Raw genomic sequence first — 26,143 nt, forward strand, 5'->3', positions numbered from 1 at the left:
AAAGAGGGGGAAAGCGGGAAATCGAAAAAGGACTCAGGCGGCCGCGCCGTCGGGCAGCCACTCCTCCAGCGTGACCTCGAAAGTCATGCAGATCGGATTCGCGCCGGGCACGAACGGGCCGCCGTACACCTGTCCCTGCGGATCGGCCACCACGCCGGACAGCGCGGCGCAGAGCGAGCCGTCGGCCTGGGCGCGCACCTCGCCGGCCAGGCTGACGATCTCGACCGCCGGCCCGCAAATCTGCCGGCTGCCGCCGTCCTGCGTGCCGAGGCAGGCATCGACCAGGCTGCCGAGCGCGCCGCGCACGAAGGCGTTGCGGAAGCCCTCGGCGAGGCAGAGTTTCTCCACGCCGAGCACCAAATCCTCGTTGGGCGCGATGCGCGCGTAGGCGACCCGGCCCATCCGGCCGCTTTCGACGATGGTGCCTTCAGCCATGAAACGCCCCTGCGGTTATCGGAGCCTGTGGCTGCAGCAGCGCGATGTTGGTCTCGGGGTCGTGCGCCACCCGCAGCTCGAAGCCGTCGAGCGAGGTCACCAGCACCGGGATCGGTCGGTCGCCGACGCGGCTGGTCGAGGGGATCACATGGCCGCCGCGCACGGTGCCGGCGTCGGTGCGGATCGCCGCATGGCAGTGCACCAGCGGCGCGCCGTCCAGGCCTTTGCCGAGGGTGGCGTTGCCGAACACCATCCAGGCGGCGCCGGCCGGGATCGGCCGGGTGTATGCGATCACCGCCGCCTGCGACGGATCGGGCGGGGCCACGCAGTAGTCGAGGTGGGCGAACGCGCCGCCGAGCAGCGTGGTGGAAGCGCTCTCGATGCCCAGCGCCGCCAGCGGTGCGACGAGCGCGTCGTACAGCGTCGCGCCCGGCTGCAGCGCGAGGCGGATGTGGCGGCTGCGCGGGCTGCACATGCTGCGGATGCGCACCGGGTTGAACGGGCCCGGATGCACCAGGGTGCGCGGGCGGTGGCGGAAGGCGGCGGGCCGGGTGGCGGCGTCTGCGGCGGTGGTCATGGCGGGAGGTCTCCTGGTCGTGGCGCTTGTGGCGCGGATGGCCCGGCTCCTGTCCGGCGGTGGCCGGATGCGGAAGACCGGTGCCGCGGCATTCTAGGAACCGCCCTACATTTGCAAAAGTATTCATTTCAGATCGTTCGATCCAGAATTCAGATGGAAATGCGCCACCTCCGCTGCCTGATCGCCGTCGCCGAGGAGCGGCATTTCGGTCGTGCCGCCGCGCGCCTGCGCCTGTCGCAGCCGCCGGTCAGCCTGGCGATCAAGGAGCTGGAAACCGAACTCGGCCTGCGGCTCTTCGAGCGCAGCTCCCGGCAGATCGTGCTCACGCCAGGGGGCGAACAGGTGCTGCGCGACGCGCGGGCGGTGCTGGCCCGCACCGAGTCCCTGCGCCACCATGCGCAGGGCGCGGCGCTCGGCCATGCGGGCACGCTCGCGATCGGCTTCATCAGCCTGGCGGCCTGCTCGTTCCTGCCGGAGGCGCTGCGACGCTTCACACAAGAGTTTCCGGGCGTGCGGGTGACGCTCCACGAATCGACGACGGACCAGATCGTCCACGACCTGGAGACCGGCACGCTGGATGTCGGCTGCATCTTCGCATCGCCGCAGCTGCCGCCCGCCCTCGCCTACCGCACCACCGCGCTCGACCCGCTGGTCGCGGCGCTGCCGGCCGGCCATGCGCTGGCCGCGCTGGACGAGGTGCTGCTCGGCCGGCTGGCCGGCGAGCAGTTCCTGTGCTTCGAGCGTCACTTCGGCCCGACGATGTTCGACGCGGTGGTGAGCGCCTGCATGCGCCACGGGTTCAGCCCCCGGATTTTTCCAGCGCGGCAGATGCCGACCATCGTCAGCCTGGTGGCGGGCGGCCTGGGCGTGGCGCTGGTGCCGGCCTGCGTGCAGGTGCTGCAGCGCGAGGGCGTCGCCTACCGGCCGCTGCGCGGGCCGCGCACGGTGGTCGAGACCGGCACCGCCTGGCGGGCCGACGACGACGCGCCGACCGTGCGGGAATTCGTCAAGCTGCTGCCGCAGCCGGGCTGAGCGCCGGAGGTGCGGCCGGCCCTGCTCAGCCCGCTGGCGGCGCGCCGAGCAGGGCCGTCACCGCCTGGCTCGCCTGCATCAGCCGGTTGCCGATCTGCGCGGCGCGCGCCGGCCCCAGCCGCTGCTCGATCGCGGCGATGCTGATCGAGCCGACCGGCCGGCCGTTGGCGTCGTACACCGGCACGCCGACCGCCCAGGCGCTTTCCAGCACCAGCCCCGGGTTGACGCAGTAGCCCTGGGCGCGGGTCTCGCCCACCAGTTCCCGGATCGCGGCGTCGGTGCAGCGCGGATAGTGGGCGGCCCGCATCGGCGCGTTGCGCGCCAGGATGCCCTGCACGTCGTCGTCCGACAGCGCCGCCAGCGTGGCGCAGGCCCCGGCGCCGACCCCGAGCGGATAGCGGTCGCCCGGCTTGACCAGCTGGTTGCGGATCGGGAAATCGCCTTCGTCGCGCGACAGGCAAATCGTCTCGATGCCGTGCAGCACCATGAAGAACACCGTGTCGCCGGATTCGACCGCCAGCGCCCGCAGCGTCGGCGCCGCCAGCCGCTGCAGCGCGTAGCTCGGCTCCGCGGCCAGCCCGGCCGCGAACGCCTCCGGGCCCAGGCGGTAGGCGGCGGAGCCGCGGTCGTGCAGCACGAAGCCCTCGTCGACCAGCGTGCGGGTCAGGCGCACCACCGTCGCCTTCGGCATGCCGAGGCTGCGGACGATCTCGCCCATCCGCAGGCCGCCGGGGCCGACCCGGGTGAGCAGGCGCAGCACGGCCAGGCCGCGCCGCAACGTCTGGGCGCCGGCGGTTTCGGTGTCGGTGCGGGAGGAAGCGTCGTTGGCCATGGTGTTAAGGTCCATTCTATGAACCATTCGGAACCGTCATTGACGGGAAAACCCTCACAGTTATTCGCGCGGCACGGCGCTATCGTCGCCTCACTTCTAGCCAACCCCGTTCCGGACCGGCACAACTGGTCCACATAGCAAACCACATCACCCATGTCTGCAGCACACATCATCGGATGGGGCCACACGCCCTTCGGCAAACTCGACGCGCTGGATGCGGAGCAGCTGTTTCGCGACGCCGCCCAGCCCGCGCTCGACAGCGCTGGCCTCGCAGCCGAGGACATCGACGGCATCTTCGTCGGCCATTTCAACGGCGGCTTCGTGCGGCAGGACTTCAGCGGCGCGATCGCCGGCGTGGCGATCCCGGCGTTCCGCCACACCCCGGCGGTGCGGCTGGAAAACGCCTGCGCCACCGGCTCCGCAGCGATCTGGGCCGCACTCGACGCGCTGCACGCCGGCCGGGTGAAGCGCGCCCTGGTGGTCGGCTTCGAGAAGATGAACACCCTGCCCAATGCGCAGATCGGCGAGGTGCTGCTGCGCTGCTCCTACGTAAAGGAAGAAGGCGACACGCCCGGCGGCTTCGCCGGCGTGTTCGGCACCATCGCCTCGGAATACTTCGCGCGCTTCGGCGACCAGTCGGACGCGCTGGCCGCGATCTCGGCGAAGAACCATGCCAACGGCGTGCACAACCCGTATGCCCACATGAAGCGCGACCTCGGCTTCGATTTCTGCCGCACGCCGTCGGAGAAGAACCCGTTCGTCGCCGGCCCGCTCAAGCGGTCCGACTGCTCGCTGGTCTCCGACGGCGCGGCTGCGCTGGTGCTGTCGCTGGAGCCGGTCGCCGGTGCCACGGTGCAGGCGGTGCGCTGGCGCTCGCACACCCAGGTCAACGACGTGCTGCCGCTGTCGCGCCGCGACCCGACACGCTTCGAAGGCGCGGCCCAGGCCTGGAGCCGGGGCCTCGACGCGGCCGGTGCGCGCCTCGACGACCTGCACTTCGTCGAGACGCACGACTGCTTCACCATCGCCGAGATGCTCGAATACGAGGCGATGGGACTAGCGCCGCACGGCCAGGGCGCGCGGGTGATCCTCGACGGCGTGACCCGCATGGACGGCAGGCTGCCGGTCAACCCGTCGGGCGGCTTGAAGTCGCGCGGCCATCCGATCGGTGCGACCGGGGTGTCGCAGCATGTGATGGCGGCGATGCAGCTCTCCGGTACCGCCGGCGGCATGCAGGTGCCGAACGCCGGCCTCGGCGCGGTGTTCAACATGGGCGGCGCCGCGGTCGCCAACTACCTGAGCGTGCTGGAGGCCGCATGAGCGGCGGAAGCGGCGGAAGCGGCGAGGCACGGGTCGCCAACCTCGCGCGGCTGCTCGGCCAGACTGCCCGGCTCCACCCGGACCGGCCCGGCCTGATCCAGGGCGACGAGCGCTGGTCCTGGGCCGAGATCGACCGCCGGGTCGATGCGATGGCCCACGCGCTGCAGGCCCTCGGCCTGCGGAAGGGCGATGCGATCCTCGTCCATTCGCGCAACAACCGCCAGCTGTTCGAGAGCTGCTGGGCGGCGTTCCGGCTCGGCTGCATCTGGGTGCCGACCAACTTCCGCCTCACCCCGCCGGAAGTCGCGTACCTGGGCGCCTCCAGCGGCGCGGTGGCGATGATCGTGGAGTCCGACTTCGCGGGCCATGCCGACGCGGTACGGGCCGCATCGCCGGCGCTGCGCCACGTGATCGCGATCGGCACGACGCGCGCCGGCGAGCACGACTACGAAGCGCTGCTCCCGCCGCACCTCGGCCGGCCGTTCGCCGAGGCGACCGTCGCAGCGGACGACCCGCTCTGGTACTTCTACACCTCCGGCACCACCGGCAAGCCGAAGGCGGGCATCCTGACCCACGGCCAGATGGCGTTCGTCGTCACCAACCACCTGGCCGACCTGATTCCCGGCACCACCGAGCGCGACTGCTCGATCGCCGTGGCACCGCTGTCGCACGGCGCCGGCATCCATGCACTGCTGAACGTCGCGCGCGGCGCGGCCACGGTGCTGCTGCCGACCGACCGGATGGAGCCGGACACTGTCTGGGCGCTGGTGGAACGCCACCGGGTGACCAACCTGTTCACCGTGCCGACCATCGTCAAGATGCTGGTCGAGCATCCGTCGGTCGACCGCTACGACCATTCCAGCCTGCGCTATGTGATCTACGCCGGCGCACCGATGTACCGGGCCGACCAGAAGCGCGCGCTGCAGGCGCTCGGGCCGGTGCTGGTGCAGTACTTCGGCCTCGGCGAAGTGACCGGCTGCATCACCGTGCTGCCGCCCGACATGCACGACGCCGACGACGCCTCGCCGAATGCGAACATCGGCTCCTGCGGCCGGCCGCGCGTCGGCATGGAAGTCGCGATCCTCGACGAGCAGCTGCAGCCGGTGCCGGCCGGCACGGTCGGCGAGATCTGCTGCCGCGGCCCGGCCGTCTTCGCCGGCTACCACGGCAATCCGGAGGCGACGGCCAAGGCGCTGCGCGGCGGCTGGTTCCATACCGGCGACCTCGGGCGCATGGACGCACGCGGGCTGCTCTATATCACCGGGCGCGAGTCCGACATGTACATCTCCGGCGGCTCCAACGTGTATCCGCGCGAGGTCGAGGAGGTGCTGCTCACCCACCCCGGCGTCGCCGAGATCGCGGTGCTCGGACTGCCCGACGAGAAATGGGGCGAGGTCGGTGCCGCAGTCGTCGTGCGCGCCGCCGGCGTCCCCCCGGTGGACGAGGCTGCACTGCTTGCCCACCTGGAGGGAAAACTCGCACGCTACCGCTGGCCGCGGCAGGTATTCTTCTGGGACACCCTGCCGAAGTCCGGCTACGGAAAGATCGTCAAGAAGGACGTACGGCGCCTGCTCGTCGAACGCGGCGAGGCGCAGGAAGCGCCCCACTGATCCGGCCCCACCCGGTTTCCAGAATGCGCATCGCCCTGCGGCGCGCCTCCATCCCCCTGAGACCACCACTCGACACACGAGGAGACACCATGAAGCTCAACCGACGCACCCTGATCGCGGCTACCGGCGCCGTCGCCCTGCCCACGATCGCGCCGCTCGCACGCGCGCAGAAGGCCGAGTTCACGATGAAGTACGGCAACAACCTGCCGGTCACCCATCCGATGAACATCCGCGCAAACGAGATGGTCGCGAAGATCCTGGCCGAGACCAAGGGCCGGGTGGACATCAAGGTGTTCCCGAGCAGCCAGCTGGGCACCGACACCGACATGCTTTCGCAGCTGCGCAACGGCGCGCTGGAATTCTTCACCCTGTCGCCGCTGATCCTGGGCACCCTGGTGCCGTCGGCGCAGATCAGCGGCGTCGGCTTCGCGTTCAAGGACTACAACCAGGTCTGGGCCGCGATGGACGGCGAGTTGGGCGCCCATGTGCGCAAGCAGATCGCTGCGACCAACGCAATCGTCGCCTTCGACAAGATCTGGGACAACGGCTACCGCCAGATGACGACGAGCAACCGCGCGATCGCCAAGCCGGAAGACCTGAAGGGCATGAAGATGCGGGTGCCGCCGAGCCCGTTCTGGGTGTCGATGTTCAAGGCCTTCGAAGCCTCGCCCACGACGATCAACTTCGCCGAGGTGTACACCGCGCTGCAGACCAAGATCGTCGACGGCCAGGAGAACCCGCTGGCGATCATCGCCACCGCCAAGCTCAACGAAGTGCAGAAGTACTGCTCGGTCACCAACCACATGTGGGACGGCTTCTGGTTCCTCGGCAATAAGCGGGCGGTCGACCGCCTGCCGGCCGACCTGCGCGAGATCGTGGCCCGCAACATCGCCGAGGCCGGCATGAAGCAGCGCGAGGACGTGAAGAAGCTGAACGACAGCCTGATGGGCGAGCTCAAGGGCAAGGGCATGGAGTTCAACACCACCGATGCCGAACTGTTCCGCGCCAAGCTGCGCGCCGCCGGCTTCTACGACGAGTGGAAGAAGAAGTTCGGCGACGAAGCCTGGGCGGTGCTCGAGAAGTACACCGGAAAACTTGCTTAACACCCAGGCTTTTCACTGCGTGTAACGCCTGCCCCCTTTCAGGGGGCGACACCGGCGGACCGGCGGAGCCGGCTCCGCGGTGTCCCGGCGAGGGGCCTCCCTCTGCCAAACCTTGCCTCATTCACTGGAGTAGCAGCCCATGACTGCCGCCGCCCGCGACCCTGTCGCCGATTTCACCCTTCCGGACGACCTGGTCGCGGCCGCGCCGCCGCCGGGCAACCTGTTCCTCAAGCCGATCGAGATGGTCGCCGCCGCGCTGGCCGCAGGGATCATGGTGCTGCTGCTCGCGGGCGTCTGTTCGCGGTACGTGTTCTCCATCCCGGTCGTCTGGATCGACGAGGTGGTGGCGATCGGCTTTCTCTGGCTCGCGATGCTCGGCTCGACCATCGCGATCCACCGCAACGAACACCTGCGCCTCACCGTCTTCCTGCAGCGCATGCCGCCGACACTGCGGGGCTACGTGCAGGCCTTCGGCCTCGTCGTCGTGGCGGCATTACTTGCGGTGCTGGTGCGGCCGGCGCTGGAATACGTGCAGTCGGAATGGATCGTGTCGCTGCCCGCGCTCGACATTCCCAACAGCTTCCGGGTGGCGGCCATCGGCTTCGGCATCTGCGCGATGCTGGTGACGGTCCTCGCGCACGCCTGGCGCGAATGCAGCGCCCGCGAACTGGCCGCCAGCGTGCTGGTGGTGGGCGGCGTGGCCGCACTCTGCTGGGCTTTCGCCGGCAGCATCGACGCGCTCGGCAACCTGAATATCGCGATCTTCCTGATCGGCTTCGTCGCGGTGACGCTCGCCGCCGGCGTGCCGATCGCCTTCTGCTTCGGCGTCGGCACGGTCAGCTATCTGGCCTTCAGCACCCACATCCCGATCGACGTGATGATCGGCCGGATGGACGAAGGCATGTCCAGCCTGATCCTCGTCTCGGTGCCGATCTTCGTGCTGCTCGGCTGCGTGCTCGACGCGACCGGCATGGGCAAGGCGATCATCGACTTCCTGGCCTCGCTGATCGGCCACGTGAAAGGCGGCATGCAGTACGTGCTGCTGGGCTCGCTGTTCATCGTCTCGGGCATCTCGGGCTCCAAGGTGTCGGACATGGCGACCGTCGCGCCCGCCCTCTTCCCCGAGATGAAGCGCCGCGGCCAGAAGCCGAAGGAGATGATCGCGCTGCTCTCCACCGGCGCCGCGATGGCCGACACGGTGCCGCCGAGCATCGTGCTGATCGTGCTCGGCTCGGTCGCGGGCGTGTCGATCGCCGGGCTGTTCCAGGCCGGTGTGACCGTCGCGATGGTGCTGCTGCTGGCGCTGGCGGTGCTCGCCCGCTGGAAGGCCCGCGGCGAGGACATGTCGAACGTCCGCCGTCCGGCGCTGTCGATCGTCGGCCGCACGCTGCTGGTCGCGGCACCGGCGCTGGTGCTGCCGTTTCTGATCCGCGGCGCGGTCGGCAGCGGCGTGGCCACCGCCACCGAGGTCTCGACCATCGCGGTGGTCTACGCGATGGCGATCGGCATCGTGCTCTACGGCGGCATCGGCTGGCGCAAGTTCTACGGCATGCTGGTCGAGACGGCCGCGCTCAGCGGCGCGATCCTGATGATCCTCGGCACCGCGCTCGCGATGGCCTGGGCGATCACGCAGTCGGGCGTGGCGCAGCAGCTCGCCGCGTTCATGACCACCCTGCCGGGCGGCCCGGTCGGCTTCATGGCCGCGACCATCGTCATCTTCCTGGCGCTCGGCTGCATCCTGGAAGGCCTGCCGGCGCTGCTGCTGATGGCGCCGCTGATGTTCCCGATCGCCCGCAGCCTGGGCATCAACGACGTGCACTACGCGATGGTGGTGGTGGTCGCGATGAACATCGGCCTGATGATGCCGCCGATCGGCGTGGGCTTCTACATCGCCTGCCGGATCGGCAACGTGTCGCCGGACGAGGCGATGGGCGCGATCTGGCCCTACATCCTGGCGCTGATCGTGGGGCTGCTGGTGATCGCGGCGGTGCCGGCGATCTCGACCGCGGTGCTGTAGAAGAAATGCGCGGGCGGCGCCGCGGTCAGCGCCGGCCCAGCGCCAGATCGACCCCGCGGTTGGCCAGCTGGTCGGCCCGCTCGTTGCCCGGATCGCCGTTGTGGCCGCGGACCCAGCGCCAGTCGATCTGGTGGCCGCTGTTGGCCACCAGGTCGTCGAGCTTCTGCCACAGCTCGACGTTCTTCACCGGTTCCTTCGACGCGGTCTTCCAGCCGCGCGCCTTCCAGCCCTTCACCCATTCGGTGATGCCCTTGAGCACGTACTGGCTGTCGACATAGAGCGTGACCTGGCACGGCCGCTTGAGGGCCTGCAGGGCCTCGATCACCGCGGTCATCTCCATGCGGTTGTTGGTGGTGACGGCCTCGCCGCCGAACAGTTCCTTCTCGGCGCTGGCGGATTTCAGCAGCACGCCCCAGCCGCCGGGGCCGGGGTTGCCCTTGCAGGCGCCGTCGGTATAGATCTCGATGTGGTTCACGGGGTCTGCTTCTTCGTCTTCGTCGTCGTATCTTGGGAGGCAAATCGGGCTTCTGCGCCCGCCCCGCCTGCGCGGCCTGCTATCGGAACAGGAGCAGCCACCGCCGGCGCGCGCCGGGCCTTCTTCCAGCGCTTGCCGATCAGCCGCATGCCCGGCACCCGCTTGGTCGCCACCACGAAATAGGCGGCGCCGAGGAACGGCCACCAGCGGTCGCCGGCACGCTCCATCCAGGCGTGGCGGTCCAGCCAGCGCTGACTGCGGACCGCCGGGCGGAAGCAGCCGAAGCGGCCGGATTCCACCTCGAACGACAGCAGGCGCAGCCAGTCGCGCAGCCGCCAGTAGCCGATCGGGTCGAGCGCGCCGGGCAGGTAGTCGCGGCCCATGCCGAAGCGCTGGGCGAGTCGCACCCGGCGCTGGCGCAGGCACCAGAGGCCCGCGGGGTTCAGCCCGCAGATCACCGCCCGGCCCTCCGGCATCAGCACCCGCTCCACCTCGCGCAGCGTGGCGTGCGGGTCGGGGCTGCGCTCCAGCGTGTGCGGCAACAGCACCAGGTCGAGGCTCGCGGTATCGAACGGCAGCGCCGCGAAATCGGTCACCAGCGCGGTCTGGTGCGGCAGCGCGCCGTGGGGCGGCAGATCGTCCGGTCCGGCCACGATCCAGCGGTGTCGCATCCGGTTGGCCGCCAGCCCGTCGAGCAACGGAAGGCCGAGCTGCACGCCGTGGAAACCGAACAGGTCGGCCACCGCCGCGTCGAAGCACCGGCGCTCCCAATCCAGCAGGCACTGGCCGGGGGGGGTGTCGAACCAGGGGTGCAAACCTATAATTTCGTCGCTCATGGTGCTGGAACCGCTGCCCGCCCTCTCCGACAACTACATCTGGATGCTGCACGCGGGGCAGCGGGCCGTGGTGGTCGACCCCGGCGAAGCGGGGCCCGTGCTCGATGCGCTGCAGGCGCGCGGCCTGCAGCTCGAGACGATTCTAGTCACCCACCACCACCACGATCACACCGGCGGCGTGCCCGCCCTGCGGGCCGCCACCGGCTGCCGCGTGGTCGGCCCGGCGCGGGAAGCCGTGCCCGAGCCGGCCGAGCGGGTGACGGGCGGCGACACGGTCGATACCCTCGGCCTGCGCTTCTCCGTGATCGACGTGCCGGGCCACACGGCCGGCCACATCGCCTTCTTCTGCGCCGCCGGCGCCGGCGATCCGGTGCTGTTCTGCGGCGACACGCTCTTCTTCGGCGGCTGCGGCCGGCTGTTCGAAGGCACGCCGGCGCAGATGCTCGCGTCGCTCGACGCGCTGGCGGCGCTTCCCGGCGCCACCCGCGTATGCTGCGGCCACGAATACACGCTGTCGAACCTCGCGTTCGGCCGGGCGGTCGAGCCGGCCAACGCCGCACTCGCCGCCGCCAGCGACCGCTGCGCCGCCCTGCGCGCCGCGGGGCAGCCGACGCTGCCCTCCACCATCGCGCTCGAGCGCGAGATCAACCCCTTTCTGCGCAGCCGCCTGCCGGCCGTCGCGGAAGCGGTAAGCCGCCACGCCTCCCTTCCGTCCACCGACGAGGCCGGCATCTTCGCCGCCCTGCGTCAATGGAAAAACGAATTCCGATGAAGAACGTCCGTTCCGCCGTCTGGCCCGCGCTCCTGTCGTGTGCCGTCTTCCTCGCCGGCTGCGCCAGCACCACCGCCCCCACCGACCAGACTGCCGGCACCGACGGCAAGCAGGGCACTCCAGGCACCTCCACCGCCCAGCGCTCGTCGCAGCCGGTCTACCCGCGCGGCGCGCTGCAGCCGATCACGCTCGGCGAAGCCCATTCGCAGGGCGTCGTCACGCTGGCGCCGCCGGCCGACCTGTGGGAACGCATCCGCCGCGGCTTCGCCATGCCGGACCTGCGCAACGACATCGTCGCCGACCGCGAGCAGTGGTACGCGACACGCCCGGACTACATCCAGCGCATGACCGAGCGCTCCAGCAAGTACCTGTTCCACATCGTCGAGGAACTGGAGCGCCGCGGCATGCCGAGCGAGCTGGCGCTGCTGCCCTACATCGAGAGCGCGTTCAACCCGCAGGCCGTGTCGAGCGCCAAGGCGGCCGGCATGTGGCAGTTCATGCCCGCCACCGGCAACGACTACCAGCTCAAGCAGAACCTGTTCCGCGACGATCGCCGCGACGTGCTCGCCTCGACCCGGGCAGCGCTCGACTACCTGCAGCGGCTCTACAACCTGTTCGGCGACTGGCACCTGGCGCTGGCCGCCTACAACTGGGGCGAAGGCAGCGTCGGTCGTGCGATCGCACGCAACCAGAAGCTCGGCCTGCCGACCGGCTACACCGACCTGACGATGCCCAACGAGACGCGCTATTACGTCCCGAAGCTGCAGGCGGTGAAGAACATCGTCGCCCATCCGGAGCTGTTCAACGCCGAACTGCCGGCGATCGAGAACCACCCCTATTTCCAGTCGGTCGCGATCACCCGCGACATCGACGTGTCCCTCGCGGCCAAGCTTGCCGATGTGCGGCTGGAGGACTTCCGCGCGCTCAACCCGTCGATGCGCCATCCGGTGATCCTGGCCTCCGGCACGCCGCAGATCCTGCTGCCGTGGGACAACGCCGCCGTCTTCAAGCGCAACCTGGAGGCGCATGCCGAAGGTCAGACCGCCAGCTGGACCGCCTGGACCGCACCCGCCACGATGAACGTGGCCGCGGTCGCGCAGAAGGTCGGCATGTCCGAGGCCGATCTTCGCCAGGTCAACGCAATTCCGCCGCGAATGCTGGTCAAGGCCGGCTCGGTGCTGGTGGTGCGGCGCGGCGAAGGCATGCAGGGCGACGTGGCGGCGCATGTCGCGGACAACGGCCAGCTGTCGCTCGCGCCCGAGGTGGTGACCCGCAAGATGACCGTCAAGGCCGGCCGGCGCGACACGGTGGCGAGCGTGGCGCGCCGCTACAAGCTGTCGCCGTCGAGCGTGGCGGACTGGAACGACGTGAATCCGTCGGCCGTGCTGCGTACCGGCCAGCAGTTGATCGTCTACGTGCCGGTGTCGGCCGCAGCGGCCGCGGCGGCTCCGGCTCCGCGTGCAGCGGCGTCCGCCGCATCGGCCCGCGCCGCGGCCGGCAAGTCGGCCGCGCAGATCCGCAAGACGGCAACGGCCGCACCCGTGCGCAAGACGGCGACTGCCGCGGCCGCACCGAAACGCACCGCCGCAGCGCCCGCTGCGAAGAAGACCCGCTGATCCGCCGCCCTCAGGCCTGGAACTTCTGCTTGGCCCGCAGGGCGAATTCGTTGGTGTAGAGCCGCGACGGATCGATCTTCGCGGAGCGCAGCGCCGGATCGAACCCGAAGGAGGTCAGCGCCCGGACCGCGGTGCGGGCGCCCTCCTCCTCCACCAGCCCGTCGGGCGAGATCGCCTCGCGCACCTTCTGGAACGACGCGAGGTACAGCGCCCGGTCGCCCTGCAGATACGCCTCGGGCACGGTGTTGAGCAGATCGCCCGGGCCGGCGGTCTGGAGCCATTTCAGGGCATGCACCATCGCATCGGCCAGCGCCTGCGCGGTGCGCGGATGCTTCTGCAGGAAGTCGTCGGACGCGTACAGGCAGCCGGCGGGCATCGGGCCGCCGAACATCTCGCGGGTGCCCTTCTGCGTCCGGGTATCGCTCACCACCCGCAGGTCGCCCTTCTGTTCCAGCTGGGTGATCACCGGGTCGACATTGCAGATCGCCTCGATCTCGCCGCTGCGCAGCGCCTCCCGGGCGGCCGCGCCGGTGCCCACGCCGACCACCGTCGCGTCGTCCAGGCGCAGGCCGCCGCGGGCCAGCAGCATCGCCACTGCCAGGTGCGTGGCGCTGCCCGGTTCGGTGATGCCGATGCGCCGGCCGCGCAGGTCGGCAGGGCCGCGGTAACCCGGCAGCGCGCGGACCGACACGCCGGTCACCACCTGCGGCGCCCGGCCCTGCATCGCGAATGCCCGGAAGAACTGGCCGCGGCTCTGCAGGCTGATCGTGTGGCGGAAGGCGCCGGACCCGACATCGGCCGTACCGCCGACCAGCGACTGCAACGCCAGCGTGCCGCTGCCGTAATCGCTGATCACCACGTCGAGGCCCGCCGCGCGGAAGTAGCCGAGGCGTTCGGCGATCGTCAGCGGCAGGAAATAGAAGGCCGATTTGTCACCGACCGCGATCGCGATGCGCGGCTTTTCCAGCCGCGCCTGGGCCCGCAGCGAGGGCACGGCGAGCGCCACCAGGGCTCCGCCGGTCAGCAGCGTGCGGCGGTCCACGGAGCCGGTCGGCAGACGGGGGGTGCTGGAGGGGGTCCGGAATCGGGAAGACACCGACGCAAGCTTACCGACGGCCCGGCCGCGGCGCATCGGTGCATCCCCCTGCGGGTTTGCCCCAGCGCCCGTGGCCAGGCGGCGCTCAACGCACGCCGGCGAACAGCAGCGCGATGTTGACCAGCAGCCCGGCGGCGAACGCCAGGCTGCGCAGCGTGGCGCGGTCGGCCAGGTAGCAAACGATGTAGACGATCCGCGCCGCGACGAAAGCCACGGCCAGCGCATCGACCCGCCCCTGAGGCGCGCCGAGCTGGTGGGCGATCAGCACTGCACCGATGAAGAAGGGCAGCACCTCGAACCCGTTCGACTGCGCCGCATTGGCCCGCGCGCGCCAGCCGGTCAGCCGGGCCATCCAGTCGCGCGGACGGCGGTTGTCGAAGCCGCGGCCGCCGACCTTGGCCAGCGCGGCGCAGACGATCGGCAGCAGGGCGGCGACCAGCACGCAACCGTAAGCGACGGTGAATCCGGGAACGACGGGCATGTAATGACTCTTGACAGCGGCAGCCGGCCCGCGGTCAGCGGCGGTCCACCAGGGCGTGGGCGATGGTGCCCAGGTCGACGAATTCCAGTTCGCTGCCGACCGGCACCCCGCGCGACAGCCGGGTCACCCGCAGCCCGCGGGCACGCAGGCCCTCGGAGATGACGTGCGCCGTCGCCTCGCCTTCGCCGGTGAAGTTGGTCGCGAGGATCACCTCGTCGACCACGCCGTCGGTCGCCCGGTCGAACAGCTTCTGCAGGCCGATCTCCTTCGGGCCGATGCCGTCGAGCGGCGAGAGCCGGCCCATCAGCACGAAGTACAGGCCCCGGAACGCACCGGTGCGCTCCAGCGCCGCCTGGTCGGCTGGTGTCTCGACCACGACGAGCTTTGACGCGTCGCGCTCCGGGTCGCTGCAGACGCTGCACACCTCCGCCTCGGTGAAGGTGTGGCAGCGGGCGCAGTGGCGCACGGCCCCCGCTGCGCGGTGGAGCGCCTGCGACAGCAGTTCCGCGCCGGGACGGTCGTGCTGCAGCAGATGGAACGCCATGCGCGAGGCGGATTTGGCCCCGACGCCCGGCAGCCGGCGCAACGCCTGCACCAGGGCGTCGAGCGCGTCGTTGCCGGAAACGGTGGCCATCGGTGGAATCCTTCTTCGCGTCGTCAGCGGCCGGGCACCGGCGGGGTTGCGGGTTCACCCGGCGGCGCCATGCGGGTACGGTAGAGCGTCGGCCAGTCGCCGGGTGCGCCTGCGCAGCGGCGCTGTTCGTCGCGCGAGGCGGCGCGGAACACGGCGCCGTCGAACACCCAGCCGAGCGCGTAGCCGCAGTCGCCGATGCCGCGGCCCTTGGCATAAGTGGTCAGGGCGCCGGTTTCGGGGTCGTAGAACGGCTCCGACAGCACCGCCGGATCGTCAGCCTTGCTGCGCGGCAGGCCGCCGGGTACGGCGGGCAGCGACACGGGCCGGGCGTTCTCCGGCGCGTTGCGCGGCACCCGCAGGACCAGGGCGGCGCTCTGGTACGCACCGTTCCAGCAGTTCAGCATGACCAGCGCTTCGGAGGCGGTGAGCGGCAGCGCCTGGTCGACCATGCCGGCAGGCGCGCCCCGCGCGGTGTCGCAGCGCTGAGCCAGCAGGGCCGCATTGCGGCTGCGCACCCGCGCCGCGAAGGCGTCGGCGTCGGGCAGGGGCGGCGGCACCGGTGCGGCGCCCAGTACCGGTAGCGACGGCTCCGGCGGCACCCGGCTGGCGGGCGCGCTGCCCGGATCGCGCCAGGCGGTGACGGTGCCGACCCGCCCCTGAACGTCGTCCATGAACAGCAGCGCCGCCGCCAGTCCGTCGAGCGAGAGGCGCACCGGCGCCTGCCGGGTCTGCACCGTCAGGCTGCGGCCCTGCGCCAGCTGGCGGCCCAGGCGTAGTGCGGGCTCTTCCTCCAGGCGTTTGCCGCCCTCGCCGTCGTCCTGCCAGGCGGACTTCGGGCCGGGCTGGTCGGCCGCGTCGATCGGCTTGCCGTCGAGCTGCAGCGCCTGCGGGGGCAGCGGTTTGTCGGCGTTGAGCTCGATCTGCGCGGTGCCCTCGGGACCGGCGAAGCGGGAGATCGCCAGCCGCAGGTCCGACGGATCGCCCGACTCCGGCGCCAGCCGTGCATCGCAGCGGCGGGCGTTGTCGCAGGCGACGACCCAGTCCTTGAACTCGCGGTAGGCCGGTACCGCCGGCGGCGCGGCGAACGCCCCCAGGGCCACCGCAGCCGCGGCAGCCCCGAGCACGCCCGCGACCGGGCGGGACGGACGGCGCAGGAAACGGCGGAGGCGGATCACGGCCGTTTGCTCAGAACGGGAACTTCATGCCGCCGGGCAGGCCCGGCATGCCGGCGGTGATCTTGCCCATCTTCTCGGTGGAAGTTTCCTCCGCCTTGCGCACGGCCGCGTTGAAGGCGGCGGCAACCAGGTCCTCCAGCATGTCCTTGTCCTCGGCCAGCAGGCTGGGGTCGATGGTGATGCGCTTCACGTCGTGCTTGCAGGTCATCAGCACCTTGACCAGGCCGGCGCCGGACTCGCCTTCAACCTCGACGTTCGCCAGCTCGTCCTGCGCCTTCTTGAGGTTGTCCTGCATGGCCTGGGCCTGCTTCATGAGGCCGGCGAGCTGTCCTTTGTTGAACATGGAAATCCTTGTAGTAAAAAAAGAGGTGTGCGGCCGGTGACATGCCCTGCCGCCGTGACGGTCAGGCGCTCTGCAGCGGCCGGGTGCGGATGCTGCCGGGCACGATTTTCGCGCCGAAATCGCGCACCATCTGTTGCACCAGCGGGTCGTTCTCGACCAGCTCCTCGGCCTGCCGCTGGCGGGCCGCGGCGGCAGCGGCGTTGCGGCGCGCCGGCGTGTCGCCAACGGTGCCGATCTCGATGGTGATCGCCTCGGCATGGCCGGCGGCTTCGAGCGCGGTGCGCAGCCGCTCGCGGCTGACCGGCTGGTTGAGCGATTCGCGCTCGATCCGCAGCACCCAGTGCCGGCCGTCGCGGCGCACCAGCTCGGATTGCAGTGCCAGCTCGCGGACCAGCGCGGTGATCGCCTCGGCCACGATCAGCCCGGTCACGGTGCCGTGCCAGAAGGCGCCCTCTTCCGTCGGCTCGAAGGTGACCGGCGGAGGACGCACCGCGCCGCCGGGACGGGGCCGAAGACGCTCGCCGGGCTCGGGCTGCTCGCGCACCGGCACCGCTACGATTTCAGTAGCATCCTGCGCAGAGGGGACGGGCGCTGCAGCCGCTTTTAGTGCTGAAACCGGGCTGCGGACCGGCAAGGCGGCGAGCGCCGGCGGCAGGGACGAGACGCGGTCGCTGTCGCGCGGATCCGGTTCCGGGAACGGCGGCTCCTCCGGCGCGGGCTGCGGGGCCGGGCGGGCCGGTGCGGCAGGTGCGACCGCGGGCGGCGTCGGCGCGAGTCGGACAGGCACCGGATCGGCCGGCGGCGCGGGCGGCAGCGCGATTTCGCCGTCGCCGTCCGGATCGATGCCGGTTTCGGGCGGTTCGGCCTGAGGTTCCGGCGGTGCCACCGGAGCTGGAGCCGGTGCCGCGACCTGCGCCACCCGCGGCACCGCCGCAGCGGCCGGCGATGCAGCGCGTTCCGGCGGCACCGGGGCCGCCATCGGCCGCGGTTCAGCCGCCGTCAGTGTTTTTTTTTCCAGCGAAGCCGCCTGTGCGGCCGGCTTGAACGCCAGCAGCCGCAGCAGCACCATCGTCAGCGCCGCATATTCGTCGGGCGCGAGGCCGAGCTCGTTGCGGCCGTGCAGGCAGATGCTGTAGAGCAGCTGCGTCTCGTCGGGCGGCAGGTGGGCGGCCAGGCGCGCCATCTCGGCGGCTTCCGCATCGTCGGATGCGTCGGCGCGCTGCGGCACCGCCTGCAGCACCGCCATGCGCTGCAGCACCGCCGCCATGTCTTCCAGGGTGGACGCGGCCGACAGGCCGTGCAACCGCAGCGCCTCCGACGTCTCGACCACCGTGCGGCCGTCGCCGTCGGCCAGTGCGCCGATCAGGCGGAAGACATGCGACCGGTCGGCGCTGCCGAGCATCTGGCGCACCGGCGCTTCCTCGATCCGGCCGTTGCCGAAGGCGATCGCCTGGTCGGTGAGCGACAGTGCGTCGCGCATCGAGCCGCGCGCGGCCCGGGCGATCAGGCGCAGCGCCTGCGTCTCGGCCGGCACCTGCTCGTTGCCGAGCACCGCGGCCAGGTGCTGCTCGACCGTTTCGGGCGCCATCGGCCGCAGGTTGAACTGCAGGCAGCGCGACAGCACCGTGACCGGCACCTTCTGCGGGTCGGTCGTCGCCAGCACGAACTTCAGGTATTCGGGCGGCTCCTCCAGCGTCTTCAGCATCGCGTTGAAGGCGGTGTTGGTCAGCATGTGCACTTCGTCGATCATGAAGACCTTGAAGCGGCCCTGGACCGGCTTGTAGACCGCCTGCTCCAGCAGCGACTGGACCTCGTCCACCCCCCGGTTGGAGGCGGCGTCGAGTTCGGTGTAGTCGACGAAGCGGCCGGCGTCGATGTCACGGCAGGCGTCGCACACGCCGCAGGGCTCGGCGGTGATGCCGCCCTGCCCGTCCGGGCCGGTGCAGTTGAGCGCCTTGGCCAGGATCCGAGAGACGGTGGTCTTGCCGACGCCGCGGGTGCCGGTGAACAGGTAGGCATGGTGCAGCCGCTGCGTCTGCAGGGCGTTGGTCAGGGCCTGCACCACGTGCTCCTGGCCCACCATCTCCGAGAAGTTCCGGGAGCGGTATTTGCGGGCGAGCACGAGATAGGACATCGCGCCATTTTACGGACCGGCCCGGGCCGGAACCTGCGGCGCGGATAATCCCGGCCCATGAAATCTCCCGCTGCCTCTCCCGACACGCTGAGCTACGACCAGGCCGGCGTCAACTACGACCTGATCGACCCGCTGAAGGTGAGCGCCCAGCGCGCCGCCGCCGCCACCGCCGTCCACCTGGGCGGCCACGGTTTCACCGAGGTTGCCGCCTCGCGCGGAGAATCGGCCTACGTGGTGGACGTCGGGCCGTTCTACTTGGCGAGCATCGTCGAATGCCTGGGCAGCAAGGTGCTGGTGGCCGACGCGATGGCCGAACTGACCGGCAAGAGCTATTACGAAGGCATCGCCCAGGACACGATCGCGATGGCGGTGAACGACCTGATCACCGTCGGCGCGACGCCGCTGGTGGTGCAGGCCTACTGGGCCGCCGGCGGCAGCGACTGGTTCGGCGACGCCCAGCGCGCCCAGGCGCTGGTAGCGGGCTGGAAGAAGGCCTGCGACATCTGCGGCGTGGCCTGGGGCGGTGGCGAGACGCCGGCGCTCGCCGGCATCGTCGAGGGCGGCCGGATCGACCTGGCGGCGTCGTGCACCGGCATCATCAACCCCAAGAGCCGGCTGTCGGTCGGCGACGACCTGGCGCCGGGCGACAAGATCGTGCTGCTCGCCTCCAGCGGTATCCACGCCAACGGCCTGAGCCTGGCGCGCAAGCTGGTCGAGCGGCTGCCGAACGGCTACCTGACCGAAGTGGCGCCCGGCCTCACCTACGGCGAAGCGCTGCTGGCCCCCACGGTCCTGTATTCGCCGGTGACCGAAGCGCTGTGGAAAGCCGGCATCGCGCCGAAATACAACGCCAACATCACCGGCCACGGCTGGCGCAAGCTGCTGCGCCACCCGTCGGCGATGACCTACCGGATCGACACCGTGCCCGAGGTCACGCCGGTGCTGCGCTTCATCCAGCAGCATGCGAAGCAAGACGACCGGGAGGCCTACGGCACCTTCAACATGGGCGCCGGTTTCGCGCTGTTCGTGCGGCCCGAAGACGCCGACCGCACCGTCGCAGTCGCTGAGGCGCAGGGCGTAAAGGCGATCATCGCCGGCACGGTTGAGGCAGGCCCGAAGCAGGTGGTGATCGAACCGCTGGGCATCACCTTCGGCAACGAGGATTTGCAGCTGCGCTGACCGGCCGCGCAGCGGCGCTCGCATACAATCGCCGCTGACGGGCCTCCCTGCATGGGGAAGCGGCCAACCGGGTCAGGTGGGGAACCAAGCAGCCCTAACCGTGGAGCCAGTGCCAGGATCGGGCTCGTCAACCTCATTTCGGAAAAAGCCTGCGACCGTGAAGGTCGCAGGCTTTTCTTTTTGCGCATCCGGACCATCCCGCGGTCCGGCCGGACGCTCGTTCGGTAGAGTGGGAAGGCCAGGACCGTTCCTCCCTTGCGCATCTCAGCCTACGGACCCCGGATGACCAGGCCCGCACCCGACCGCCACGCTTCGACACCGGCCCCTCGTCGCTCCCTTGCGGATCGCATGGTGCGCCGCGCGACCGCATTGCCGGTGGACATGCGCGGACTGAGGGAGCTGCAGATGGTCGGGATCGCGGCGCAGGCCTTCGGCCTCGTTGCCCTGCTGCTGGCGCTGTACTTCGCGGACCCGGCCTACCGCTACGACCTGCGGGTGTTCGGCGCCATCGGCAGCCTGTTCGTCAGCGGCCTCTGCGCGGTGCTGTTCGCGAAGACCGCCACGACGATGTTCGTCCTGACGCTGCTGACCCTCAGCCTGCTGGCCGAAGGGTTCGTCCGCCTGACCGCCCCGAGCGCGCTCGCGGTCGCGTGGTGCCTGGTGCTCGGGGCCGTCTTCTCGCTGGTGATGGCACCGATCTTCGCGAGCCTGGTGCAGTACGCCGCGGGCCTCGTGGCGATCTGGGCCGTTTTCAGCCGGGGTCGGGCGCTGTACCTGTCGCCGCAGCACGATCCTGTCTGGAACGCGATGCTGATCGGCGCGGTGGTGCTGCTGGGCGTGTTCCTCAATATCACCTACTCCGCCTTGCGCGAAGTGGCACACCGGCACCGCCTGAAGCTCGCGGACATGGCCTACCGGGACGCGCTGACCGGCATCGCCAACCGCCGCAGCCTGATGGAGCGGCTCCGCCGGCTGCACGAGACCGGCGCGCTGCCGCGGGTGCAGTTGCTGATGCTCGACATCGACGACTTCAAGCCGATCAACGACCGTTTCGGTCACGACCAGGGCGACGCAGTACTGCAGGCGCTCGCCGCCTGCCTGCACGACCAGGCCGCAGGTGCGTTGGTGGCGCGTCTCGGCGGCGAGGAGTTCGCGGTCCTGCTGGAACAGGGGCCGCCGGACAGCGCGTCGGCGCTGGCCACGCGGCTGCTGCAGGCTGCGCGCCGCCTGCCCCGGCATCCGGAAGCAACGCCGGAGCCGCTGTGCGGCCCGCTGACGATCAGTATCGGCATCGCAGCCGGTCGGTCCGGGGACGCGCCGGCCGATCTGCTGCGCCGCTGCGACGGGGCGCTCTATGCCGCCAAGCGCGCCGGCAAGGACCGCTTCGTAGTCGATGCGCCGGCGGCCGGTGGCTGAGCCCGAGACCGGTCAGCGGGCTGCCAGCGTACCGGGCGCAGGCAGCGCAGGCGGCGTGAGCTGCAGCACCGCACTGGTGTCCCGCAGCTGCTCGTAGGCGCGGCGCGGATCGTCGCCCAAGCGGCTGCCGTAGTGGGGCACCATCTGCTGCAGCCGCGCCTGCCAGGCGGGCGTGGCCATGCGGTCCTTGAAGGCCGAACCCAGCAGTTCCAGCATGATCGGCGCGGCGGTGGACGCGCCGGGCGAGGCCCCGAGCAGCCCGGCCAGCGTGCCGTCAGCCGTCACCACCATCTCGGTGCCGAGCTTCAGCACGCCGCCCTGCTCCGCGTCGCGCTGGATGATCTGCACCCGCTGGCCGGCCTGCACCAGCTTCCAGTCCTCCTTGCGGGCCTGCGGCAGGTATTCCCGCAGGGCCTGGAACCGGTCCTCGTCGGACTGCAGCACCTGTCCGACCAGGTACTGCACCAGCGGGAATTCGTCGATGCCGACCCGCACCATCGGGCCGACGTTGCGCGGCCGGAGGCTGGCGAACAGGTCGGTGTACGCGCCCTCCTTCAGGAACTTGGTCGAAAACGTCGCGAACGGACCGAACAGCAGCACCTGCCGGCCATCGAGCATGCGGGTGTCGAGGTGGGGCACCGACATCGGCGGCGATCCGACGCCGGCCCGGCCGTAGGCCTTGGCGAGGTGCCGGGCCGCGAGGTCGGGACGGTCGCTCACCAGGAACGAGCCGCCCACCGGAAACGCGCCGTAGTCGCGCGCCTCGGAAATGCCCGACGCCTGCAGCAGCCGCAGTGTGCCGCCCCCGGCACCTACGAAGACGAACTTCGCATCCACCGCCTTGCGCTGCGCGTTGGCGCCGCGGCCCGCATAGGTCACCCGCCAGGTGCCGTCGTCGTTGCGTTCGATGTCGCGCACCTCGGTCGAGAGCCGCAGGTCGAAGCCCGGCCGGGTCTGCAGGTGTCGCACGAACTGCCGGGTGATCTCGCCGAAGTCCACGTCGGTACCCGACGGCGACCAGGTGGCCGCGATCTTCTGCTGCGGATCGCGGCCCTCCATCATTAGTGGCGCCCATTGGCGGATCTGCACCGGATCGTCGGAATAGCGCATGTCGCGGAACAGCGGATGGGCCTGCAGCGCGGCATGGCGCTGCTTCAGGAAGGCGACGTTGTCCTCGCCCCACACGACGCTCATGTGCGGCACCGAATGGATGAAGGACCGCGGCTTCTGCAGCACGCCGCGCCGCACCTGCGACGCCCAGAAGCGGCGCGACACCTGGAAGGCCTCGTTGATCTCCACCGCCTTAACGATCTCGATGCGGCCGTCCTTCTCCGGCGTGTAGTTCAGCTCGGCGAGGCCCGCGTGGCCGGTGCCGGCGTTGTTCCAGCCGTGTGAGCTTTCCTGAGCCACCGCGTCGAGCCGCTCGACCATCAGCATCGACCACTGCGGCTCCAGCTCCTTCAGCATGACGCCGAGGGTGGCGCTCATGATGCCGCCGCCCACCAACAGCACGTCGACCCGCGGCGTCGCCGCGGGAGGTGCCGCCTGCGCGCCGGCCGGCAGCAGGCCCATCACCCATATCAGCGCGACGGCCGCGCGGCTCCAGAACGACAACGCCATCGAGGCCTCCTGCATCACTCCACCCCGATCCCCGTGCCGGAATGCGGGCGCATTCTAGGAGCGCGGTGCCCGCCGCCGGGCCGATGCCCCCCGCGGCTGCAGGCGGTAACCGTCAGGCAGCGGGCGCGAGATAGTCGGCGACGCCCTGCGCGGCCGCCACGCCGCTCGCCATGCAGGCGGTGAGCAGATAGCCGCCGGTCGGCGCCTCCCAGTCGAGCATCTCGCCCGCGCAGAAGACGCCCGGCAGCGCCGCCAGCATGCCGCGCGCATCCAGCGCCTCGAACGGCACGCCACCGGCGCTGCTGATCGCCTCGGCCAGCGGGCGCGGTGCGGTCACGGTGATCGGCAGCGCCTTGATCGCCGCAGCCAGCACCGCCGGATCGGCCATCGCCTCCTTGCCGAGCCGCTCGTACAGGATGCCGGCCTTGATGCCGTCGATGCCGAGCCGGCTCTTCAGGTGGCCCGACAGCGACCGGGCGCCGCGCGGATGCCGCACCGCGGCCAGCACCTGCTCGGGCGAACGGTCGGGCAGCAGGTCGAGCTGGAAGGTCGCACTGCCGCGGGCGGCGATCTCGTCGCGCAGCAGGGCGGATGCGGCGTAGACCAGGCTGCCTTCCACACCGGTGGCGGTCGCGACGAACTCGCCCTTGCGGTCGAAACAGCGGCCGTCTTGGGCCTCGAAGTGCAGCGCCACCGACTTGAACGGCTGGCCGGCGAACCGCTCGGCGAAATGCGGCGTCCAGCCCGGCGCCTCGGCCGGCCCGCGGCCGACCAGGGACTGCAGGAATTCGCGACGGCTCTCGGGCGCGTCTGCATCGCCGCCGCCGCCGGCGCGTGCAGCGACGTCGAAACCGCAGTTGGCCGGCACCAGCGGCAGCACCGGCACACCGCGGGCCTCCAGCAGCGGCACCCAGGCGCCGTCGGAACCGAGCCGCGGCCAGCTGCCGCCGCCGAGCGCCAGCACCGTGGCGGCCGGGCGCACCGCCGCCTCGCCCGCCGGCGTGGCGAAGCGCAGCGCACCGTCGCCGGTCCAGCCGAGCCAGCGGTGCCACATGTGGAACTGCACGCCCGCCGCCCGCAGCCGGTGCAGCCAGGCGCGCAGCAGCGGCGCGGCCTTCATGTCGGTCGGGAACACCCGGTCGGAACTGCCGACGAAGGTGGCGATGCCCAGCCCCTCGGCCCAGGCCCGCACCTCGGCCGCGCCGAAGCGCTGCAGCCACGGAGCGACGGCATCGCGGCGCGCGCCGTAGCGGCCGACGAAGCGTTCGACCGGTTCGGCATGGGTCAGGTTCAGGCCCCCGCGCCCGGCCAGCAGGAACTTGCGGCCGACCGAGGCCATCGCGTCGTACACGTGCACCGCATGGCCGGCGGCGGACAGCACTTCGGCCGCCATCAGGCCGGCCGGGCCGGCGCCGACGATCGCGACGGCAGAGACTCCGGTGGATGCCGCGGCGTGCGAGGCGGTGGGAAGGACGGACGGCGGCGGGACGGATGCGACGAAATCGGAAGACATGGGCAGCAGGAACGGAAAAGTCGTCAGGAGAAAAGATCGGCCTGTACTGGCGGCCCCCCGACCGGCCCGGCCGCAGGCGACGGCGGCGCGGCCGCATCGGGTGGTGGCGATACCGCCGAAACAGGCGCCGACGATACGGTCGTCGTACGCACCCCTGCCGAGCCAGCCTCTGCAGGCAACACCACCAGTCCGCCACGGCCGGTCAGGAAGGCGGCCATCACCGTCGCCTCCGGATAGGCCGCCTGCACCGCCGCCCGGTACTGCTGCAGCTGCGCAACCAGCAGCGGCTGGCGTTCCGGCGCGGCGGCGGACTTGTAGTCGATCACCCACCAGGCGCCGGTGTCGCGGCGCCGCACCAGCCGGTCGATGCGCAGCGGCTGGCCGGCATGGCTGACCGGCACCTCGTTGCCCTGCCAGTCGAGCAGCGCCGCATCCCAGATCCAGCGGCCCTCGCCGTCGCGGACCGCCTGGGCGAGCGCTGCCGCCCGCCCGGCCTGCGCCGCGTCGAGGCCGTAGGCGCGTGCCGCGGCGTCGCGCTGCGCGTCGGTGAAGCCAGTGCCGCCCGCGGTCGCCCATTCGAGCAGGCGGTGCATCGCCTGGCCGATCGCCGATGCCGGCGTGTCGGCCTCCGAAGCCAAGGACTCTGCTTCGATTTCGATAGCATCTTGCGCAGGCACCGCCTGCGCCGGAGGCAAAAAAGGCATCGAAAAGACGGCCGCCTCGGGTTCGGCGCCATTCGCCGCCATCCCGGGGCCGCCGGATACCGCCGCATCCGCCAGCGCATCGGCCGGCACCGGCTCGGCCAGCGCCTCCATGCGGCGCCACCAGCTGCCGGCGTGGGCGCGATGCGGCTCGACGCAGGACAGCACCAGCTCCCGCCGCGCGCGGGTCGTGGCGACGTAGAGGCCGTTGAGTTCTTCGCGCCGGCGCTCGACCTGCTCGACGGCCATCGCCGCGGCGGCGCCCGGCGGCGGCCGGCTCTCGCTGGTGAAGAACAGCAGCGTGCGCGGCACCGGCGCCTCGCCCGGCCAGTCGACCAGCACGCCCATCGTCTCGCCGCGGGCCGGCGCCGCATCGGTGTCGAGCAGCAGCACCAGGTCCGCTTCGAGCCCCTTGGCGCCGTGCACCGTCAGCAGCCGCACCGCGTCGGCCTCGGCCCGCAGCGGTGCCTTCACGCCGCCGGCCTTCAATCGCCGCACGAAGCCGTAGGGCGTGGAGAACCGGCCGGCGTCGATCTGCAGCGCAGCGCCCGGCACCGCCCGCAGACGCGCCAGCACGGTGCTGCGCAGCGCGGCCGGCGCGGCAGCGGCGAAGCGCGCGAGCAGGTCGCCGTCGTGGTAGATCGCGTCGATCGCGTCGTGCGGCGGCAGCCGGTCGATCCAGCCGCGCCAGCGCCCCAGCGTGGTGCCGGCCGTGGCGACCCGCTCGGCGAGCGCCGCGGGCAGCCCGGCGCCGGGCGCCTGCAGCAGCGCCCACCAGCCGTCGTCGGCCCCGGCCTCGCGGCGGCGCCGGCGGTCCACCGCCAGCGCGACCAGGTCGTCGTCGTCGAAACCGAACACCGGCGACTTCAACGCCTGCACCAGCGACAGGTCGTGCGCCGGTGACACCAGCGCGTCGAGCAGCGCGATCACGTCCTGCACCTCGGGCGCGTCGCGCAGGTCGGTCTTCTCGGGCTGGGTGGCCGGGATGTGCAGCGCACGCAGCGCCTCGTCCATCGCCGCGAGCGCGACGCGGCGGCGTGCCAGCACCATCACCTGGCGCGGCGCAAGTCCGCGTGCGCGCATCTGCGCCGCCAGCCAGGCCGCGGCCTGCCGGCATTCGCGGTGGCGCAGCGTGTCCTCCGGCAGCACCCGCGGCTCGGTCAGGCTGTCGCGCCAGCCGGTGGCGGCGGGTGCGGCGCCGGCGCCGTCGTCGCGCGGCACCGGCG

At 71.2% G+C, this 26,143-nt stretch carries 23 protein-coding genes and 1 other RNA gene; 10 read left to right on the plus strand and 14 right to left on the minus strand.

From position 1 onward, the window contains the following. Positions 1-33 precede the first annotated feature (33 nt). Together QZ500_RS08935 and QZ500_RS08940 are read right to left on the minus strand one after the other, a co-directional pair. Positions 34-435, minus strand: a complete 402-nt coding sequence (locus tag QZ500_RS08935) for a DNA-binding protein (protein WP_295853984.1) — start codon at positions 433-435, stop codon at positions 34-36. Then, positions 428-1,012 (minus strand): DUF296 domain-containing protein, encoded by a 585-nt coding sequence (locus QZ500_RS08940; RefSeq protein ID WP_295853987.1) that lies wholly within the window; start codon positions 1,010-1,012, stop codon positions 428-430. The genes QZ500_RS08935 and QZ500_RS08940 overlap by 8 nt, the downstream gene beginning before the upstream one ends. A gap of 159 nt (positions 1,013-1,171) precedes the next feature. Here QZ500_RS08940 and QZ500_RS08945 point away from each other — a divergent pair, with 159 nt between their 5' ends. Beyond that, positions 1,172-2,044, plus strand: coding sequence for a LysR family transcriptional regulator (locus tag QZ500_RS08945; protein ID WP_295853989.1), 873 nt, complete (start codon positions 1,172-1,174; stop codon positions 2,042-2,044). Between the two features lie 25 nt (positions 2,045-2,069). On the opposite strand, the gene QZ500_RS08950 is transcribed toward QZ500_RS08945, so the two are convergent. Then, on the minus strand, positions 2,070-2,876 hold the full coding sequence (locus tag QZ500_RS08950; protein ID WP_295853992.1) for an IclR family transcriptional regulator: 807 nt from the start codon (positions 2,874-2,876) through the stop codon (positions 2,070-2,072). Between the two features lie 153 nt (positions 2,877-3,029). On the opposite strand from QZ500_RS08950, the gene QZ500_RS08955 reads away from it, so the two are divergent. The 4 genes from QZ500_RS08955 to QZ500_RS08970 all read left to right on the plus strand — a co-directional run bounded on the left by QZ500_RS08955 (position 3,030) and on the right by QZ500_RS08970 (position 8,926). After that, on the plus strand, positions 3,030-4,196 hold the full coding sequence (locus QZ500_RS08955) for an acetyl-CoA acetyltransferase (protein ID WP_295853995.1): 1,167 nt from the start codon (positions 3,030-3,032) through the stop codon (positions 4,194-4,196). Continuing rightward, complete coding sequence (locus QZ500_RS08960; protein WP_295853998.1) at positions 4,193-5,806, plus strand: acyl-CoA synthetase; 1,614 nt, start codon at positions 4,193-4,195, stop codon at positions 5,804-5,806. The genes QZ500_RS08955 and QZ500_RS08960 overlap by 4 nt, the downstream gene beginning before the upstream one ends. Before the next feature lie 89 nt (positions 5,807-5,895). Continuing rightward, the gene (locus QZ500_RS08965) at positions 5,896-6,909 is read left to right on the plus strand and encodes a TRAP transporter substrate-binding protein (protein ID WP_295854001.1); all 1,014 of its coding nucleotides are present in this window, start codon (positions 5,896-5,898) and stop codon (positions 6,907-6,909) included. Positions 6,910-7,048: 139 nt separating this feature from the next. Further along, positions 7,049-8,926 (plus strand): TRAP transporter large permease subunit, encoded by a 1,878-nt coding sequence (locus tag QZ500_RS08970; RefSeq protein ID WP_295854003.1) that lies wholly within the window; start codon positions 7,049-7,051, stop codon positions 8,924-8,926. A 25-nt stretch (positions 8,927-8,951) separates the two neighbouring features. Here the strand turns inward: QZ500_RS08970 and rnhA are convergent, their stop codons facing one another. Together rnhA and QZ500_RS08980 are read right to left on the minus strand one after the other, a co-directional pair. Continuing rightward, on the minus strand, positions 8,952-9,401 hold the full coding sequence (gene rnhA, locus QZ500_RS08975; RefSeq protein ID WP_295854004.1) for a ribonuclease HI: 450 nt from the start codon (positions 9,399-9,401) through the stop codon (positions 8,952-8,954). After that, a complete protein-coding gene (locus QZ500_RS08980) occupies positions 9,398-10,237 on the minus strand; it encodes a methyltransferase domain-containing protein (RefSeq protein ID WP_295854006.1) in 840 nt (279 codons plus the stop codon). The genes rnhA and QZ500_RS08980 overlap by 4 nt, the downstream gene beginning before the upstream one ends. Between QZ500_RS08980 and gloB the strand changes: the two genes are divergently transcribed. Both gloB and QZ500_RS08990 read left to right on the plus strand, forming a co-directional pair. After that, complete coding sequence (gene gloB / locus QZ500_RS08985) at positions 10,236-11,009, plus strand: hydroxyacylglutathione hydrolase (protein WP_295854009.1); 774 nt, start codon at positions 10,236-10,238, stop codon at positions 11,007-11,009. The genes QZ500_RS08980 and gloB overlap by 2 nt on opposite strands. Continuing rightward, positions 11,006-12,625, plus strand: coding sequence for a transglycosylase SLT domain-containing protein (locus tag QZ500_RS08990; protein ID WP_295854012.1), 1,620 nt, complete (start codon positions 11,006-11,008; stop codon positions 12,623-12,625). Before gloB ends, QZ500_RS08990 begins: the two co-directional genes overlap by 4 nt. Before the next feature lie 10 nt (positions 12,626-12,635). On the opposite strand, the gene QZ500_RS08995 is transcribed toward QZ500_RS08990, so the two are convergent. The 6 genes from QZ500_RS08995 to dnaX form a co-directional block, all read right to left on the minus strand. Continuing rightward, on the minus strand, positions 12,636-13,667 hold the full coding sequence (locus QZ500_RS08995; protein ID WP_295854016.1) for an ABC transporter substrate-binding protein: 1,032 nt from the start codon (positions 13,665-13,667) through the stop codon (positions 12,636-12,638). A gap of 139 nt (positions 13,668-13,806) precedes the next feature. After that, a complete protein-coding gene (locus QZ500_RS09000; RefSeq protein WP_295854020.1) occupies positions 13,807-14,202 on the minus strand; it encodes an MAPEG family protein in 396 nt (131 codons plus the stop codon). A gap of 34 nt (positions 14,203-14,236) precedes the next feature. Continuing rightward, a complete protein-coding gene (gene recR / locus QZ500_RS09005) occupies positions 14,237-14,836 on the minus strand; it encodes a recombination mediator RecR (RefSeq protein WP_295854022.1) in 600 nt (199 codons plus the stop codon). A gap of 23 nt (positions 14,837-14,859) precedes the next feature. Beyond that, complete coding sequence (locus tag QZ500_RS09010; RefSeq protein WP_295854025.1) at positions 14,860-16,011, minus strand: DUF1176 domain-containing protein; 1,152 nt, start codon at positions 16,009-16,011, stop codon at positions 14,860-14,862. Positions 16,012-16,021: 10 nt separating this feature from the next. After that, a complete protein-coding gene (locus QZ500_RS09015; protein ID WP_295854027.1) occupies positions 16,022-16,354 on the minus strand; it encodes a YbaB/EbfC family nucleoid-associated protein in 333 nt (110 codons plus the stop codon). Positions 16,355-16,415: 61 nt separating this feature from the next. Continuing rightward, positions 16,416-18,488, minus strand: a complete 2,073-nt coding sequence (gene dnaX, locus QZ500_RS09020) for a DNA polymerase III subunit gamma/tau (protein WP_295854029.1) — start codon at positions 18,486-18,488, stop codon at positions 16,416-16,418. A 57-nt stretch (positions 18,489-18,545) separates the two neighbouring features. Here dnaX and QZ500_RS09025 point away from each other — a divergent pair, with 57 nt between their 5' ends. The 3 genes from QZ500_RS09025 to QZ500_RS09035 all read left to right on the plus strand — a co-directional run bounded on the left by QZ500_RS09025 (position 18,546) and on the right by QZ500_RS09035 (position 21,083). Next, on the plus strand, positions 18,546-19,667 hold the full coding sequence (locus QZ500_RS09025) for an AIR synthase-related protein (protein ID WP_295854033.1): 1,122 nt from the start codon (positions 18,546-18,548) through the stop codon (positions 19,665-19,667). A gap of 36 nt (positions 19,668-19,703) precedes the next feature. Continuing rightward, positions 19,704-19,799, plus strand: an RNA gene (ffs, locus tag QZ500_RS09030) — signal recognition particle sRNA small type. A 150-nt stretch (positions 19,800-19,949) separates the two neighbouring features. After that, positions 19,950-21,083: a GGDEF domain-containing protein gene (locus QZ500_RS09035; RefSeq protein WP_295854035.1), complete on the plus strand. Its 1,134-nt coding sequence runs from the start codon at positions 19,950-19,952 to the stop codon at positions 21,081-21,083. 12 nt (positions 21,084-21,095) lie between these two features. On the opposite strand, the gene mqo is transcribed toward QZ500_RS09035, so the two are convergent. The 3 genes from mqo to QZ500_RS09050 form a co-directional block, all read right to left on the minus strand. Then, complete coding sequence (gene mqo / locus QZ500_RS09040; protein WP_295854045.1) at positions 21,096-22,655, minus strand: malate dehydrogenase (quinone); 1,560 nt, start codon at positions 22,653-22,655, stop codon at positions 21,096-21,098. Between the two features lie 160 nt (positions 22,656-22,815). Then, positions 22,816-24,216 carry a TIGR03862 family flavoprotein gene (locus QZ500_RS09045; protein WP_295854037.1) on the minus strand — a complete coding sequence of 467 codons (1,401 nt, stop codon included), beginning with the start codon at positions 24,214-24,216 and terminating at the stop codon, positions 22,816-22,818. A 23-nt stretch (positions 24,217-24,239) separates the two neighbouring features. After that, positions 24,240-26,143 (minus strand): 3'-5' exonuclease (locus QZ500_RS09050; protein ID WP_295854039.1); only part of this gene is annotated, 1,904 nt, incomplete at its 5' end.

It is taken from the genome of uncultured Xylophilus sp. (assembly GCA_913776965.1).
Classification (GTDB): Bacteria; Pseudomonadota; Gammaproteobacteria; order Burkholderiales; family Burkholderiaceae_C; genus Xylophilus.